Origin of the sequence: Flavobacterium aquidurense, assembly GCF_002217195.1 — a bacterium.
GTDB classification, from domain to species: Bacteria; Bacteroidota; Bacteroidia; order Flavobacteriales; family Flavobacteriaceae; genus Flavobacterium; species Flavobacterium frigidimaris.
This window is the reverse complement of record NZ_MUGR01000004.1, coordinates 148,707-164,594: the sequence shown is the minus strand read 5'-3', so window position 1 is coordinate 164,594 and position 15,888 is coordinate 148,707. Positions and strand designations below refer to the sequence as shown.

The 15,888-nt window shown below is 33.5% G+C and carries 20 protein-coding genes; 8 read left to right on the top strand and 12 right to left on the bottom strand.

All coding sequences use genetic code 11. The features are described 5' to 3' along the window. The first annotated feature begins 158 nt into the window (after positions 1-158). The gene (locus tag B0A67_RS03295) at positions 159-785 is read left to right on the top strand and encodes an SOS response-associated peptidase (protein WP_072959769.1); all 627 of its coding nucleotides are present in this window, start codon (positions 159-161) and stop codon (positions 783-785) included. 9 nt (positions 786-794) lie between these two features. Next, complete coding sequence (locus B0A67_RS03290) at positions 795-1,214, top strand: hypothetical protein (protein WP_072959766.1); 420 nt, start codon at positions 795-797, stop codon at positions 1,212-1,214. A 33-nt stretch (positions 1,215-1,247) separates the two neighbouring features. Here the strand turns inward: B0A67_RS03290 and B0A67_RS03285 are convergent, their stop codons facing one another. The 4 genes from B0A67_RS03285 to B0A67_RS03270 all read right to left on the bottom strand — a co-directional run bounded on the left by B0A67_RS03285 (position 1,248) and on the right by B0A67_RS03270 (position 3,764). Next, on the bottom strand, positions 1,248-1,544 hold the full coding sequence (locus B0A67_RS03285; RefSeq protein ID WP_072959764.1) for a hypothetical protein: 297 nt from the start codon (positions 1,542-1,544) through the stop codon (positions 1,248-1,250). A 1-nt stretch (position 1,545) separates the two neighbouring features. After that, entirely contained in the window at positions 1,546-1,875 is a 330-nt protein-coding gene (locus tag B0A67_RS03280) for a hypothetical protein (RefSeq protein ID WP_072959762.1), read from the bottom strand. 355 nt (positions 1,876-2,230) lie between these two features. Beyond that, complete coding sequence (locus B0A67_RS03275; protein ID WP_072959759.1) at positions 2,231-2,659, bottom strand: hypothetical protein; 429 nt, start codon at positions 2,657-2,659, stop codon at positions 2,231-2,233. Positions 2,660-3,191: 532 nt separating this feature from the next. After that, positions 3,192-3,764, bottom strand: coding sequence for a helix-turn-helix domain-containing protein (locus B0A67_RS03270; RefSeq protein ID WP_072959756.1), 573 nt, complete (start codon positions 3,762-3,764; stop codon positions 3,192-3,194). Between the two features lie 223 nt (positions 3,765-3,987). Here B0A67_RS03270 and B0A67_RS03265 point away from each other — a divergent pair, with 223 nt between their 5' ends. The 3 genes from B0A67_RS03265 (at position 3,988) to B0A67_RS03255 (ending at position 6,560) form a co-directional block, all read left to right on the top strand. Further along, positions 3,988-4,836 carry a helix-turn-helix domain-containing protein gene (locus B0A67_RS03265; RefSeq protein WP_072959754.1) on the top strand — a complete coding sequence of 283 codons (849 nt, stop codon included), beginning with the start codon at positions 3,988-3,990 and terminating at the stop codon, positions 4,834-4,836. A 72-nt stretch (positions 4,837-4,908) separates the two neighbouring features. Next, the gene (locus B0A67_RS03260) at positions 4,909-5,475 is read left to right on the top strand and encodes a DUF417 family protein (RefSeq protein WP_072959751.1); all 567 of its coding nucleotides are present in this window, start codon (positions 4,909-4,911) and stop codon (positions 5,473-5,475) included. Between the two features lie 65 nt (positions 5,476-5,540). Next, complete coding sequence (locus B0A67_RS03255; protein ID WP_072959748.1) at positions 5,541-6,560, top strand: hypothetical protein; 1,020 nt, start codon at positions 5,541-5,543, stop codon at positions 6,558-6,560. An 8-nt stretch (positions 6,561-6,568) separates the two neighbouring features. Here the strand turns inward: B0A67_RS03255 and B0A67_RS03250 are convergent, their stop codons facing one another. From B0A67_RS03250 to B0A67_RS03225, 6 genes are all read right to left on the bottom strand, one after another. Next, positions 6,569-7,288, bottom strand: a complete 720-nt coding sequence (locus B0A67_RS03250) for an AAA family ATPase (protein WP_072959745.1) — start codon at positions 7,286-7,288, stop codon at positions 6,569-6,571. A 29-nt stretch (positions 7,289-7,317) separates the two neighbouring features. Continuing rightward, positions 7,318-8,049: a YggS family pyridoxal phosphate-dependent enzyme gene (locus tag B0A67_RS03245; RefSeq protein ID WP_072959742.1), complete on the bottom strand. Its 732-nt coding sequence runs from the start codon at positions 8,047-8,049 to the stop codon at positions 7,318-7,320. Between the two features lie 66 nt (positions 8,050-8,115). Then, complete coding sequence (locus B0A67_RS03240) at positions 8,116-9,096, bottom strand: hypothetical protein (RefSeq protein WP_123887334.1); 981 nt, start codon at positions 9,094-9,096, stop codon at positions 8,116-8,118. 557 nt (positions 9,097-9,653) lie between these two features. After that, the gene (locus B0A67_RS03235; protein WP_072959736.1) at positions 9,654-10,145 is read right to left on the bottom strand and encodes a YfbM family protein; all 492 of its coding nucleotides are present in this window, start codon (positions 10,143-10,145) and stop codon (positions 9,654-9,656) included. Between the two features lie 76 nt (positions 10,146-10,221). Beyond that, complete coding sequence (locus B0A67_RS03230) at positions 10,222-10,686, bottom strand: Mpo1 family 2-hydroxy fatty acid dioxygenase (protein WP_072959732.1); 465 nt, start codon at positions 10,684-10,686, stop codon at positions 10,222-10,224. Positions 10,687-10,826: 140 nt separating this feature from the next. After that, complete coding sequence (locus B0A67_RS03225) at positions 10,827-12,056, bottom strand: TMEM143 family protein (RefSeq protein WP_072959729.1); 1,230 nt, start codon at positions 12,054-12,056, stop codon at positions 10,827-10,829. Between the two features lie 245 nt (positions 12,057-12,301). On the opposite strand from B0A67_RS03225, the gene B0A67_RS03220 reads away from it, so the two are divergent. Both B0A67_RS03220 and B0A67_RS03215 read left to right on the top strand, forming a co-directional pair. Further along, a complete protein-coding gene (locus B0A67_RS03220) occupies positions 12,302-12,739 on the top strand; it encodes a DoxX family protein (RefSeq protein ID WP_072959727.1) in 438 nt (145 codons plus the stop codon). Between the two features lie 137 nt (positions 12,740-12,876). After that, on the top strand, positions 12,877-13,482 hold the full coding sequence (locus tag B0A67_RS03215) for a YkgJ family cysteine cluster protein (RefSeq protein WP_072959725.1): 606 nt from the start codon (positions 12,877-12,879) through the stop codon (positions 13,480-13,482). Between the two features lie 256 nt (positions 13,483-13,738). Here the strand turns inward: B0A67_RS03215 and B0A67_RS03210 are convergent, their stop codons facing one another. Continuing rightward, positions 13,739-13,966 (bottom strand): hypothetical protein, encoded by a 228-nt coding sequence (locus tag B0A67_RS03210; protein ID WP_072959722.1) that lies wholly within the window; start codon positions 13,964-13,966, stop codon positions 13,739-13,741. Between the two features lie 92 nt (positions 13,967-14,058). Here B0A67_RS03210 and B0A67_RS03205 point away from each other — a divergent pair, with 92 nt between their 5' ends. Beyond that, entirely contained in the window at positions 14,059-14,757 is a 699-nt protein-coding gene (locus B0A67_RS03205) for a S24 family peptidase (RefSeq protein WP_072959719.1), read from the top strand. 294 nt (positions 14,758-15,051) lie between these two features. Here B0A67_RS03205 and B0A67_RS03200 read toward each other — a convergent pair whose 3' ends face one another. Beyond that, on the bottom strand, positions 15,052-15,519 hold the full coding sequence (locus B0A67_RS03200) for a hypothetical protein (RefSeq protein WP_072959716.1): 468 nt from the start codon (positions 15,517-15,519) through the stop codon (positions 15,052-15,054). Positions 15,520-15,888 lie beyond the last annotated feature (369 nt).

Here is a 15,888-nt window from a genome sequence, read left to right as displayed (position 1 = left end):
TAACGAGGCTTTCAATATGCCTTACGTCAAATTGGTACTGGCTCATTTTAAATAATTTTAATGCCAAATTTATGACAGGACATTTGACCAAAGGGCCTTTAAAAGGTTTAGCATTATTAAAATAAGGTATTTTTTAAACTTTAACGGACATAAAAATTATGTGTTACTATACCCAGCAGTCAGCAGCTATTGAAAATGTAAAACGACGTTTTAATGCTGAAGTGGATAATGAAGAGACTTATCTTCAATCTGATTTTATAAATGGATTTTCCCATCCTAATATCCCTGTAATTCTTAATACATCGCCGCATTTAATTACAACGGACTTTACATGGGGACTGCTTCCGGCATGGGCAAAAGATATCGAATTTAGAAAAAATACCCTCAATGCGAGGATTGAATCCATCGACGAAAAAGCATCTTTTAAAAATATAACGCACAACCGCTGTCTCATAATAGCATCTGCCTATTATGAATGGCATTGGAATGATGAAAAAGGAAAGAGCAAAGACAAATACCAAATCAACTCACAAGATGATGAAATTTTCACCTTCGCAGGATTATATTCCTCATGGACAGATCCAGTTTCGGAAGAAATCAAAAACACCTACACTATGGTTACAACAAAAGCCAATGATACTATGCGGTATATTCACAACCATAAGATGCGAATGCCAATTATGCTCAAAAGCCAGGATGAATCTGCATGGCTGGACCATTCGGTAAAAATAACAGATTTTGCCTTTCCTTATGAAGGGAACCTAATAGCATTTCCCTCATTGTAAAATTTCAGTATGGACTTATTTAAAAATGTTTCAGTCGAAGATTTTAACGCGCGTTTTTTCATTGAACTTAATGCTGTAACGGAATTTGTGCAATACAATAGCCCCAGTGATTTTTTTGATCCAGAACAAGAATACGGCGTACATATAATGAGATGCCAGGAGAATGAACTGAATTTTATACGCAGTACGATGAAAGCCAATATGTATGCCCATGGAATTACTTTAACGCAGGAGGAATTCACGGCGATTTTCCAATCGAAAAGGGAAGAAATCATCCGATCCAGACCAAGTGGAATTGACCAGTATATTGAAAGAATTAATGTTACTTACATAGATCCCCCAGCTAGTGAATGCAGACAAAAATACGTCATGCATAGTTGGTTTTGCAAGCTTTGGAAGCTATTGAAATCATTTTTTAAAACAGGCTGATATTTTACAGTTCTACTCTATACAATACATGCTTTAATTTTCATCCTTACCAAGATTCGTATATTTTTCATACATTTTATCAAATGTCGGCCTCATAAAGTTCATAAAGGAATCTAGTTCCGCCTGACTTTTAAAATCTACACCATTGCTGTCAAGTATAGCGTTCATTTTCGCATTTATGGCTTTCACAAAAAGATCAAATTTCTCCAGTAACTCGTATTTTGCTTTTAGCCGCGCAGCTCTTGCCGTTTCTTCGATTGCCAGCTCAGCTTCAGAAATGAGCGTTTCAATTTCCTTCGTGAAAAGTTCTTTTATTTTCTCTTTATCCATTTTATAAATAAATTGTAATGTCTTTTAGGTCAGCTCTGATCTCAGGATTACAATCGTGCAGCATTGTTATTGCTAATTGGTCGACCTCAGTTTCGTTCAGGGAGTCATACGCAATGGTCAGCTCGGTGTCAAAGTGAATATCGATATATGTAATTTCATTGCTGACTGCCTCCATATCATCACTGATAATATCGCAGTGATTGTCAATCTCAATACCAAAATATTCCATCTGGGTTAATCCACGATTAATTAAACTGGTTACAAAATCAATTGTAGGGACATCAGGTACGGCAATTTTCGTTGCAGATAAAACAAGAGTATGTGCTTCCATAAGATGTGGTATTTTTATTCAATACTCTAAATTACAAATAATTACGATAAATGCCATAGTGTAAGGGAAGATTATTTACTTGATAAATTAGATATTAAAAAAATTAAATCTTTAACTTATAATGTATGATTCAGTAAATATTTTTATCGGTAATTTCTATGTCAATAATTCACTCAATTATTGTTTATTTCTTATCTTGATATTTTATTTATGATTAGAGCCCCTCTTTTAAATATTATTTTCTAAACCTTGTATTAACTAGGATTGACATAAAAGTGTCGGAGCCTCTTTTTCCCCATAAAGACAAATAAAGACACTTGCTTTTGTTTTTTTATGCTTAATTATTTTATAATTGTCACATTCTAAATCCTCTTTTTTGAGAAAAATCTTTTTGTTGAGAAAATACAGAAACCTCGGCAATGGATTCCTTTAGTGTCGGAATTGAATTTATTGAAAGGTTTTTTAGTTCCGCTTTTTTCAAAAGTTGTCCGTATCTGTTTTTACTTGTAATTTCCATTTTTTGTATATCAAAACCGTCGTTTTCTTTTCTTACCCAAAAATCGCATACAATACTTGAATTATCATCTCCTGACCATTGCAGATAAGTCGATAGTAAAAAGTTTCCGTCTCTATCAGATTCTTTACCATTGTTGCAAGCTTCCATAAATTCGGTAATGCTTTCTTTCAACCTTCCGGGATAGGCTACTTGTGTTTGAAAGAAAACATTAAAGCCTTTGTCTATAAGAATTTTTGCGAATGCATCTAAATTAGGCAACTGTTTCATAATTTTAAATTTTAGTTTATTATTTTAATATTCTAGTTGACAATACGATGAATTTTTAATATTGAAACCTTTCGAGTTATTACATATATAAATACAATATTATTAAGCCTAACTTTTCAATATTGCTGGAACAAATGATAAACTTTCTGTGTATTTATTAGATATACTTAAACTAAGGGGCTTTGCATTTCATACAACCGAATGTGCTTTGTATTAGTCCAATTTTGGCTAGTTACAACTTTTTAATAAACTCGGACAATCAAATACTTTTATTATTAAACCTCTGTCAACTCGCTTAAAACTTGGAAATCTTCAAGTAAAAGGTTCGAATTTTGTACTTGCAAGTTCACTTTAAAATTTGAAAGTCTGAGAATATAGATTCTCAGGCTTTTTGTTTTTTTGCTAATTGCTTCATTATGAAATAATCATTCATAGATTATGAGAAGGGATTTGGATCATGTTAAATTTTGTTTATAAAGGCTGTGGCTCAGAAGTAACTCATGTTTATTAAGATCTTCCTTTGCTTACTCTTTTATTTCTGAGGTTTAAACATAATCTTCCCATAGAATAAAACACCTATAAAGATCAATATACACGAAAAAGTCCACGATCTAAATCCAATTTTGCAGGTATTGATAAAACCTTGCACGACTAGAAATAAAATTATTTGTGCTACAAATCCAAAACCAAACTTTATAGTTCGTTCCGTGGCGCTCATTTTTTGCGTAAAATGAACGATGAAAAATGGAATGAAAAAACTTAAAAGTATTGCTCCGGTTTTGCTGTTTATAGTGGCTTCAGGAGGCAATGTCAGGTAGCCAATAATACTCACTAAAAGCAGGTTTAAAAGAATTAAGAAGATGCCGTCGATAATAAAAGCGGTAACTGTTTTCTTTTGCGACAGCTGATTTAATTCCTGCAAATGTGCTTTGTCAATTTGAAGAACATCGCAAATCATACTCAGCGTTTTTCCGCGTGGTTCGTTTTTGTTGTTTTCAATTCTTTGTATTGTTCTCAGGTTTACTTTAGACAATTCTGCAAGCTCTTCCTGAGTAAGACCTTTAAGTTTTCTTGTGTCGCTGATTTTTTTTCCTATAGAATTCATATTGATATAATTTATTTTACTTCAAAATTATTTTAAAAATAAGAATCTGGTAACGGTTATCCCACGACATTTTTACGACATTTGATGTAGTGCTAATTTAAAACTAATTTTATGAGATTGAAATAAGGTTTTTTTAATAAAATTTGCAGTAGTTTTTTAGACGATATTTGTTCAACTTCGCAATGATGCGCTGAGAACGAAGAATACTAAGTTAAGAATACGGATGAAAGAAGAGCAAACAGATAAAAAGGACTGTACGATTGAGGATTGTACCACAGATTATATCAATCAATGTGGAAGTTCGCCTATGTACAACATTTTTCTTTTGGAAGGAAGCGGCAAAGTAAGTGTAGATCTCAATGAATATGTTTTTGATGGTAAAATAGCATTATTTACAACACCATATCAAATTATTTATTTTGATACAGAAAAGCCGCTTAAAACAAGAAGGCTTCAGTTTCATGGGGATTTTTACTGCATAGAATACCATAAAAAAGAAGTCGCCTGCAATGGGCTGTTATTTAATAATATATACCAGCAGCCTTATATAAATCTTGAACATGAAGATCATGTCGAAATGAATTATATCTTAGGCAAACTGATTGTTGAAATAGAAAATACAGACAGTTATTCTAAATCAGTAATAAAAGCTTATTTGCAATTGATTCTTGCGTTATGCAGCAAAATCAAATCAAAAGATCTTGTTGTTGATGAGGAAAAGAATACCCATCATCCATTAATGAAATTTAAAACATTACTAGAAGAAAATTTTCATAAAGAAAGGCAGCCTTCTTTTTACGCTGCCCAAATGGGACTTTCTCCTAATAATTTTTCGAAGACATGCAAACAGCATTTTCTGAAAACACCCTCTGCATTAATTCACGAAAGAGTAATACTTGAGTGTAAAAAATTAATTCATCTTAGCTACAAGAGTATGAAAGAAATAGCTGCCGAACTCAATTTTGATGATGAGAATTATTTTAGCCGGTATTTTAAAAAACATACCAAAATTACTCCCACAGCTTTTAGGGAAAATGTAGGGATATCTATAGTAGCAGATTTGTCCAGATAATATCCCTATTTGTCCATTGTAACCGGAACCGGATGCAGGTAATTTTGTTGTCAATATAAAAACAACAAGAATATGAGCATTTTAGCAACATTGGCCAATTTACAAAATCAATTTTTTAATATAATGCGAATCGCTATTTGTATCGTAATGGTATGGATTGGCGGTCTGAAGTTCTTTCAATATGAAGCAGACGGAATCGTTCCTTTCGTTGCGAATAGTCCTTTAATGAGTTTCTTTTACAATACTAATTCAAATGAATATAAAGACCATAAGAATAAAGAAGGGGAAGTCGTAAAGAAGAATATTGATTGGAATACCCAAAACGGCACTTATACTTTTTCGTATCTGTTAGGAACGGTAATCATTGGCATTGGTTTACTAACTTTACTGGGAATTTTTAATAACCGTCTGGGACTTATTGGCGGATTGCTCACGGCTGGAATGGCACTAGTAACACTTACTTTTCTAATTACCACTCCTGAAGTCTGGGTTCCTGATTTAGGCGGAGATTTGCCTACACCTCATTTTGGTTTTCCATATCTTTCAGGGGCAGGAAGATTGGTTATAAAAGATATTATTATGATGGCGGGAGGTCTGATTGTAGCTTCTGACTGTGCCCAAAGGCTTTTGAAAGATTAAAGTATAATGGCTGAAAAGCGCAATGAAAAATAGTTAGTGAAGTCAACAACACAAAGTTTAGAAAAGTGAATAAACTCAAATTAATACGATATCTCTTTGCCCTGCTTATCATTGGTTTAATGATTGGTGCATCAGAATGGATTGACCAGAAAGAAATACTTTTTCCGGAAATGGCCGCATTAGTACTTGGTTTATGGGTCATCGATAAAAAAATATGGACAGTAAGCAGAACCATGCTTGTCATACTAATGACTGTTTGTGCCATATTCGGAATATTATTAGTTCGTTATTCTCCGTTTCCTGTTTTAGTCAATATTGCGATTTCCTTTGTATTTACTTCGTTTTGCCTTATTGTTACGCGTACCACATTAATCCCAATAACGTCAGCAGCTATGTTACCGGTTTTATTAGGAACAGATTCTGTTGTTTATCCTGCTTCTGTTTTTATCATGAGCCTTTTGGTTGTTTCGGGACAATGGTTTCTGGAGAAAAATGCATTGCGTCAGGTTATCGCTTTTGATAAAAAAAAAGGATATTACAAACATAGTTCAAAGCACTGGATTAGATTGTTTATTTGTTTAATCCTTATAGCTGCAATTCCGGTGTATACTGGAGAATTATTCTTTATTGTGCCTCCGTTGATCGTTATGTTTATAGAATTCAGCTCTTCTTCGTCAGGGTTTCGCAATCGCCCTTTACAAGTTTATATGGTCGTTATAATTTCGGCTATTTTAGGAACATTTTTTCAGTATTACGTGCATACAATATTGGGATTGCCTTTATTATATACGGTGCTTTTATTATTTATATGCCTGTTTTCTCTTTTCGAACTTGTCAGGAAACCTTTTGCTCCGGCTTGTGCTATTGCTCTTGTGCCTATGATTATTCCTCAGGAAAATATACTTTACTATCCTTTTCAGGTGGCCGTGGGAGCAGGAATATTTCTGTTTGTGTCGATGTTTTTTTTCCTGAAATGTTACCGCTGGAAACGCGAGCATCTCTTAGTTTGTTTTGTGCCAGGTTATATCAGATCCGGAATGCAGCGGCCAAAACGCAGACAAAGAAAAACCGGGCAGCCGCAATAAATGTATAATTACTGCTGCAAGAGCTTCTGAAGTTCCAGTTCAGCAATAATTTGTTTTTTCATTGTAGTATGAATATAATCTTTGGCTTCAGCATAAGAAATACTGTATTTGCGCTGAATATCTTGTAAATGTTCAGGAAATTCAGCCAGTACTTTATCATAATAAACATCCAGTTCGCCTTCGTTGGGCATTTCGAATTGTAAACGGATCTGAAATCTTCTTAATAAAGCCGTGTCAATAGAATGATAATGGTTCGTTGCGCAAATGAGCAAACTGTCTGACGGGAAATAATCTATCAGTTGAATGATTGTATTAACAAGGCGTCTCATTTCTCCAACATCTTTATCGTCGCTGTCGCGGCTTTTTCCGATCTGGTCAAATTCATCTAAAAACAATACGGCCTTTTCTCTGATTGCCTTGTCGAATATGGCTTTTACATTTTTTGATGTTTCGCCAATTCGGGCATTAATTAAAGTACTCAGGTTGATAATCACGATATTCTTGTTCAAAGCACCGGCAATAGCCTTTGCTGTCGTCGTTTTGCCGCAACCCGAGTGACCATGAAGTAATATTTTATGATCTACCTTAAGATTGTACTTTTTTAATGCATCAATATATTCATGCTCCTTAAGCGTTTGCAGTAAAGCAGCTTTGTTCTCGTCACTAAAAAGTAAGTCATCTAATGTTATTTTTTCGGTATCGTTTACAGTAAGCTCGTATAGATTCATTTCAGTTTTATTTGGTGCAAAATTAAAGTTTATTCTGCAATATTTTCATTCCATATTTCTTTTCCTAAAAATCGGTTTCCAAAAACTGAAGTCCCAATCCTGACCATATTTGAACCTTCGGCAATAGCCAGTTCTAAATCCTGTGACATTCCCATAGAAAGTTTTAGTTCCTTGACGTTATCAATTCCAGCGGCATAAATTTCATCCCTGATCAGGCGTAATAAACGCAGAGAAGGCTGCATTTTTTCTTTTTCGACATCCAGCAAACCAATCGTCATTAAACCTTTAATATTCAACGTGTCGTATTTTTTTATTTCCCGAATAAAAGAAACTGCTTCGTCTGGCCGAAGTCCAAATTTGCTTTCTTCAAAAGAAGTATTCACCTGAATGAAAACATCCAGGTTTCTGTTTTCTTTTTGCAATTGCCTGTCCAGTTCCTGTGCAAGATGTAACCTGTCTAAAGACTGAATGCACGAAACATATTTCAGGACATCTTTTATTTTATTAGTTTGTAAATGACCAATAAAATGACGTTCTATGTTTACTTTTTTTAATCCGGGATCTTTATCCCGTAATTCCTGCATTTTGTTTTCACCAATCAGAGTTGCTCCGGCATCAATGGCCATTTTTATTTTTTCGAAAGGGACAGTTTTAGTTGCCAATAACAATTGTACCTCTGAGGCATTTCTGCCGGAAAGTTCACAGGCATTTTTGATGCGGTCCTGAACTTCTTTTAAATTGGAAATTATTATCTCTTTCATTCTGCAAAATTAGAATTTGTCCGGAGTGTAAATGTGATCCAGTTTTAAGTATAAACAATAGTCCAGTTATTGTTTGATAAAGGTGTTGTATGCCTGTACGGCGTTATTGTATGACGTACTTGCGGAGCTGTAGGCACTGCTTATAGTTTGTTGAGAGGCCTTTGTTTTTATTTTGTCTATTACGCTTTGCAGTATGGTTGTACTGTTATTGCATTCTATGAAGAACTTCGTGTATACTTCTTTATAGTATACATCACTCAGTTTAGAAAAATCAGTACTCTTGTCATTTATTTTTTGAGTGATAAGCGCTTGTACAGTGGCCAACTTTGTATTCACGATTTCTACATCTATGCTTTGATCATTTAGCATTGTGTTTACTTGTTGTATGCTGTTTAAGCTTTCTTTCATTGGAATAATGTAAGAAGCAAGTTTATTCTTTTTTAATAAAACCAGTTCAGCCCTGTCACCGGCATTTGCAGCTAATTGAGCAAACTCACTCCAATATTGGCTGCATTGCTTAATGTTTGACTGCATACTGTCTTTTAAGACTGTGTATTGGGTAAAGTTCGTGTCGTTTTTGTACTCCGCCTTAGAAAAATATTGACTGATGTTTGCACAAAAAGCATTTGTTTTGTCATAGTGTGCAAGTGCTTTTGTACTGAGGTTTTGTAAATTTTGTTTTTCAGGAATAGCAGGAATGTTTTTAAGAGTAGTTCTGTTGGCTTTGTCTCTTTCAGGCGAAAGTGAGTTCCTGTCGCAACCAATATAAACAGGCTGTATGTTGGGATTGCGTTTTAGTTTTACTACATTTTGATCAGCATTATTATCTAGTGTACTTTGATGTGATTTTAAGGCACTCACATAACTATTATGCAAATCAATAACAGCATTACTATATTTAATAATGGCATAAGCTTGCTGGTCTGTAATACCATTGGTGGCTGCAGCAGTGCTTTTTGTTGTCGTTTTCTTTTGTGCAATTGTTATGTTGCAGGTTAATGCCATAATTGTAGCGATTAGTATCGTATTGTGCTTAAAATAATTCATGTTTTTCTTTATGTAAGATGAGAGACTATAAGTTATTGTGAAATAATTTTTTTTATGTTTCTGAGTTGTTGGTTGTGATTTTTATTTTGGGATGAAAAGATCTTTAAAAATCGAACAAAATTAAAATGAAAAAGAAAAAGGGTGCTCCTCTAAAAGTCAAAAAACTAATAGAATAAGATTTGTTTTTATTTTGAGTTTGAAATTGTTTTTGTACTGCTTAAATTGATTAGGGAACATTACAAAAAAAGATATAAAGAGAAACCCAAATGCTTAAACTCCGGATTGGAATCGTTTTACATTTGGGTTTAATTATTTTAAAAATTTGCTAATTTGGGCACAAAGTTCCCGTAAAAATTTCTCTTAAATTGATATAGTAAAAAAAGGAATCAGAGGAAAACCAACTAAGAATATCGGAAGACTTATGTCTAAATAACCAATAGCGCACCTGATTCATCGGTAAGTAAAAGCACGTGGTTTTCAATTTCAATCCCGCTGTTGGCTTCTGTTTTCATAATTTGTGCTTTTACTTACCGCTGAATAAGATAAGGCGTTATTGCCTAACTCAAAAAAGTGATAATGGCCTGCCCATTTTTATCAGCTTCAGCATAAAATTGCTGTAAACGCTTAAAATAGAAATCTACATACTCAAAAGATTCAGCATCCCAGACAGAAGGATAAACATCAATTTCGATCATTTTTTCGGGATTATATCTTTGTTGAAGTTCTTCGGTGGTAAAGATTAAGATTTGGCTGTTGAGTTCTTTAACCTGTTTGGGTGTCAGATAATGACCAGGGCCGTAGCCTAAATCCTGTCCTTCGTCAACAATCTGTCCGCTAAAGAGAACCTGAACAAGCGGATGATCGGCATTTTGAATATTCTGGCCCGTTAATAAAAAAATAATGGCATCCCAGGATTTGTCCAGATCTTTAAGATTAAAATCCCTTTCGGCATGAGGACTATAGATCCTTTCTTCTAAAAGAGTACTATCGTTTAAATACGTTTCAAGTTCAGTAGGAGTAACCCGAAGTAAATTGGCAATCATTCCCATAAGGCATAAATTTAGGTTAGTTAATTAAATAGATTTTAAATACATATTGTTTTTTAGGAATTTGAAGCCTGATTTTTTATTTCTTAGAAAATAAATTTTCCACCACCCAAGCCGGACCAATCATCAGGAACTGAAGATCTTTTAAGAAAGAAGGTTTTTTGCCCTCAATATTATGTCCGTAGAATTGTCCGATCCAGGCGATTATAAAAACACCAATAGAGAAAATCCATAGAGGTACAATTTGCCCGATATAATAATTTGTTATCAGACAAATTGCGGATAAAATCGCAATTTTAATCGCCATAGTTATTGATAACCGAATATAGAAAATAAGTACGAAAACTAAAACAACAGCAGCCCAGTTTTCAATAATCGGCGCGTTTAATTGGAGTGTATTGGCAATAAAACCACTCGGAATACTCATTAATAATCCCACTATAGAAAAGTAAATTGCAGGAACACATACATAATGTATGGCTTTGTTTTTCGGGTTTTGGTGACTTACGGCATATTCTGCAAACCATTGATCTAATGTTCTCATTCTTTTTGGTTTTAAGGTTAGTTAAGTAAATCTACTGAAATTTCTTTTTCGTTGATCGATATAGAAATTCGGATCAAAAAGAAATTATAAAATCACCATTAAAAAAAGATTCAGATCAAAACTAGCATAACATTATAAACCTATTTCCCATTGTACTCAAAAACATTATCCCATAATTCATCAATTGTGACAAGTGCTTTGTCTAAGGCGATAACTTTCCATTTGCCGTTGGTTTCTATGCCAAGACCAATATTTTTCAATTTTATTAAAGCATCCTGAACATCAAAGTCAAGATCAGTGTGTAATTTTGTGGTAAACCAGGATTCAATCTGAATGTCGAGTTCTTCTGCTGTTAAAGGATTTTCGCTTTTGTATAAAAAGATATAAGCCAGAATTGTTTCTTTAAGCACTTCTTCTTCAGATGAATTTAAAAGCGAATAAAAAGCGCCACTGTTGTTTCCGAGATTCTTAAAATAAAGACTGTCAGAAAGTATTTTAGAATATTTGATCTTCTTATTTACAAAGTTGCTGTATTGGCGAAACAAATACAATGACAGGATTCCCAATGCAATTAAACCCTGATTAAGCGAAGCTTTACTATTTAATAAATCAATTGTCTCGCCGGATTGATATGCTGCATACATGCCAATCAAAGCAGGGATTACGGTCGTACTTAACAAGGAAATTCCACCGCCAATTCCGGGAACCCAAAAGAACAATTTGTCTTTTGTTGACATTCTTGGAATCGCATTTGGAAAGATTGTTTCGATGTCGTTTTTAGGAACACGCTTAAAGATTTTTAATGATACAGATCCCGGTTCAATTGGCATTTTTCCCAATTTGACTTTATTTTCCCTGATGTAATCCGGATCGCTGTAATGTAGATAAATCAGAACACGATCGTAGTATTCGATTTCAATTTCTTTTTTCCAGAAAATGTATTTTTTTACTTTTTCCTTGGCTTTGTGCTGACCGCGAACATACAATTCGTAATCTTTGAAAGCATTAAAATCAATCGAAAGATCTAAACCAATTAAATCAGATTCGCTGAAAGCTTTGTTTAATGTTTCCTGATCAATACGAGAATAATTTCCTTGCTCTAAAACGGTAAGCAGTGTTTCCTTGAAAATTGAAAAATCACTTTTGCCTATAAAACTTTTGCGCTCTTTCTCGCTTAAATCCGGGTCGAATAAAGCGTAGTTTTGTTTTAGGCTTCGGTTGAGGTTAAAAGCTTCATAATGAAAATAATGCTCGATAATATCGAACAGCTTTTTAAAATCATCGACTTTTTTCGAATCTTCGACAAATGAACTTAGTTGTTGTTCGAGTAAAAATTCCTTGTTAAATGGAATATAATGTTCTCGTGTCATACAGGTTTAGGGCTTTAATTTTAGGATATTCCACAACGCAAAAGTACCATAGGAAATTTGATTTTTGAACGGATTTTAAATTAAAGTTTCGTTATTTTCCTGTGCAGCCAAAAGTGATTAACCACATGGATATTAAACAACAATGCAATAAAAAATTTGCAAAAAGCATACTTTATATTGTTGTAAATTTGAGAGAATCAATTTTTTTAAATTGGAAATAAAACGTTAGGCAAATACTATTGGATATGGAAAATATAAAAACATCTAAATCTCAGAATTTTTTCAGAATCCTTCTCGGAATTTTCATGATAATGGCTGCTATTGGTCATTTTACTTTTCAAAGAGCCGATTTTCAGGCACAGGTTCCTAATTGGATTCCGCTCGATAAAGATCTTGTTGTGATCCTTTCGGGAATTGTAGAGATTGCATTAGGGCTTAGTATGGTATTTCTAACAAAGTATAAAGTACAAGCAGGAATTGCGCTGGCGGTATTTTATGTATTGGTTTTTCCCGGCAATATCGCCCAATATTTAAATGGCACCAATGCTTTTGGGCTCGACACTGATCAGGCACGTTTGATGCGATTGTTTTTTCAGCCTGTTTTGATCTTCGTGTCACTATGGTCTTCCGGAGCAATTGGTTTTTTTAGGAAGATTAAAAGGGGCGAAGAGGCAAAGGGATAAAAGTTGGAATTTCTTTTTTCCTGCTTTGGAATTTGGTATTTTATTTTTTGGAATTTTTCCTTCCGTTTTTATTTTTCCCAATACTATCGTCATTGTGGCTTGAGCCATTTCTATTAACCTACCTTACCAAAAAAAGGATGGGAATAGAAGATAAAGTTAGGCAGGTTGAAGCATTATTTGACCGCCTGGAGATTGAGATTACCGCCTTTCAGTCAGAGACTCATTTGTATTGCAACGCAGGCTGCGGCAAATGTTGTACGACACCCAATATTGATGCTTCGCCTTTAGAGTTTTTACCGTGGGCATTTCATTTGTTTTTAAATGGCAAAGCTGAAGAAACCTTAGCATTATTAAACAATACTACTGCAGGCAATTGCTTGATATATAGACCGCTTTCTGTTTTAGAGCATAAAGGGAGTTGCAGCAATTATCGTTATCGCGGATTAATATGCCGACTTTTTGGTTATGCCGCCAATACTGATAAATATGGAAAACTGCGATTGGCGACCTGTAAAATTATAAAAGAACAGCAGGAAGAAAACTTTCATAAAGCCGAGGAATCAATTAATAATGGAAAAAACATTCCTGTTTTTACGAATTATTACATGCAGTTGAACCAAATAGATCTTAAAATGGGAATTATTCTGCTCCCGATAAATGAAGCATTAAAAATAGCGATCGAAGAAGTTTTGCATTATTATGCTTACAGACCATTTCCTGGCGGACTTGGTAATATTGCTTAGAAAAACGGCCCTAAATATTTTGGTTAAAAAAATGAGGGAGTAGTAGGAAGCTCCCCCATTAAAATACAACAATAAAGAAAACATGAACTTAAAAAAATTGATGTATTTTATTTAACCAACGTACTAATTATAAATATGTATTAAAAGAACCGTTTGTAATTTTATAGAGCAGTAATTATTTAGTAAAAAAGTTTTTTTTGTTATTATCAACCTTCTTCACAAGACACGATTTCCGTGTTTTATTTGTCTTTTATTCTTATTGAGAATCATTTTCTGATTTATTGATAAAAATAGTATACGTTGCATTCAGCTTTTTTTCTAACGTTTTGTAATCCAGTTTTATATTATCAGCAGTGGCGCTGTTAGAATGACCACTTAAACACTGCCGGACATAAAAAGCCGTTATCTTATATTTCTCTGCCAAAGCCTTAATGATACCCTGATCATAGGTATATTTCTTATTTTTTTTCGTAGGTTTGTCCATTGCTCAGTTTGTTTCTTATTCAATAGCAAATATAGTAGGATATTTCCTAAACAGCAAATAAATGGTAAGATTTTTTCTAAAAAAGAATATTTATGGCAGAAACTACATTACAAAGAATTAAGCAGTATATTGATTATAAAGGTGTTAGAGTAAGTGCTTTCGAAAGAAAAATTGGCATGTCTAACGGTTCATTTGCGAGTCAATTAAAGAAAAACAAAACAATTGGACTCGATAAATTAGAAAATATCGTAAAAATATACTCAGATATCGACCTGGATTGGCTCCTGTCGGGATCCGGAAATATGATAAAATTGAATATTTTAGAAGAAAATGACGGAAGATTCTACAAGAAAATTGGTAAATCAGAAGATAATCCTGACATTCCTCTTTATGATATTCAGACCACTTCCGGAATTATCGACTTATTTGGTGACAATGAAAACCAAAAACCGGCAGATTTTATCAGGGTGCCAAAAACGTCAAATTGCGATGGTGCATTGTATGTTGCCGGCGATAGTATGCACCCTTTATTGAAAAGCGGAGACATCGTCATGTATAAAAAGATATTCAATCTCGAAAACAATATTATTTGGGGCGAAATGTATCTGGTTTATGTAAACAATGATGGCAATGAATCTTTTTTTACGCGTTATCTCAAGCAATCTGAGCGAGAAGGATACGTGCAATTTGTAGCACAAAACCCCGATCATCAAACTATAGAATTTCATGTAAGCAGTATTAAGGCACTTGCTTTAGTAAAAGGTTTTGTGAGAACGAACTCTTTGTTTTAAGTTTTTTAAAAAGCAAAGTTTTAGTTTGAATATAAAAACAAATAGACAATAATAGATTGTTGTTATGTAAATCATAAAAAAAATGAGATTTTAATCGTTATTGGCGATTGAAATCTCATTTAATTGTTCCAAAAAAAATGACAACACTTTAATAATTTTCCGTAAGGGAAAATTATACCTCAAGTAAAAATTATTTACCGCAATTTTACCACTAAATAAAGTTCTGACAATGCGTATTTATACGTGTTTTTAAAAAGTTTTTTGGCCTGTATAACAGGAGTTTTATTTTTGAATTTAATTCAGTTCAGCTCTTTTTAGTTCGATTATTTTCTCAATATATTGAACTAGATTTTCTCTTTCCAGCGAAAATAAAGCAGTTTCATCTTCAGTTGTCAGATAGAGATTCGCAATACTTTCAGCGCCCATTTTGTTATTTAAGTATTGATTTTCAACATATTTTATAAGATTGTCTAAGAAAAGTTCGTGTATTCTTCCTTTTTCTAATGTTTCTTCGTCACCATCTTTTATTTTTTCCATTTCAGATTCCGGTAAATCTATCGTGAGGTACGTGTAATCTACGGGAACTTGTGCAACCATTTCTTTAGAAACCCTTCCGGTGCCTAAACAATAAGCACAAGGTCCTGGCGCCCATTTTAATGTTCGGTTTAAACGATGTATGTCATCCCAGTCTACAAATGTTGTACCTAGACATCTTGGGCATTCTAAAGTTGATTTCTTAAACAGGGACTTAAAAAGCATCATTTTTCTACAATTTTTTAACGATTAGTGGCATCGCGAATATAATTATTTATGTAAGAAAAATTAGTTTAATCTCAGTTTTTTTTAGAAGAAAATTTAAGCAGAGGAAGCAAAGTCAGGAATTATTGCATTTAAAACGTATTCTAACTATTGGGTTTCTTTTTTATTTTTGAAAAATCTTATACACTTTTATCCATATAAAGACACTAAACGAAAAAACAAAAATACCTTTAGTTTGTCCATTAATGATTTGTTTGATGTTTTTTTAGTTGATTTTAAAACGAAAAGATATACGTTTTCTCGATTTGATGGCTTAAAATAATCAAAATTTTCCAGAAGATTTAAGAATGTTCCGATTCTAAATCCGACAGG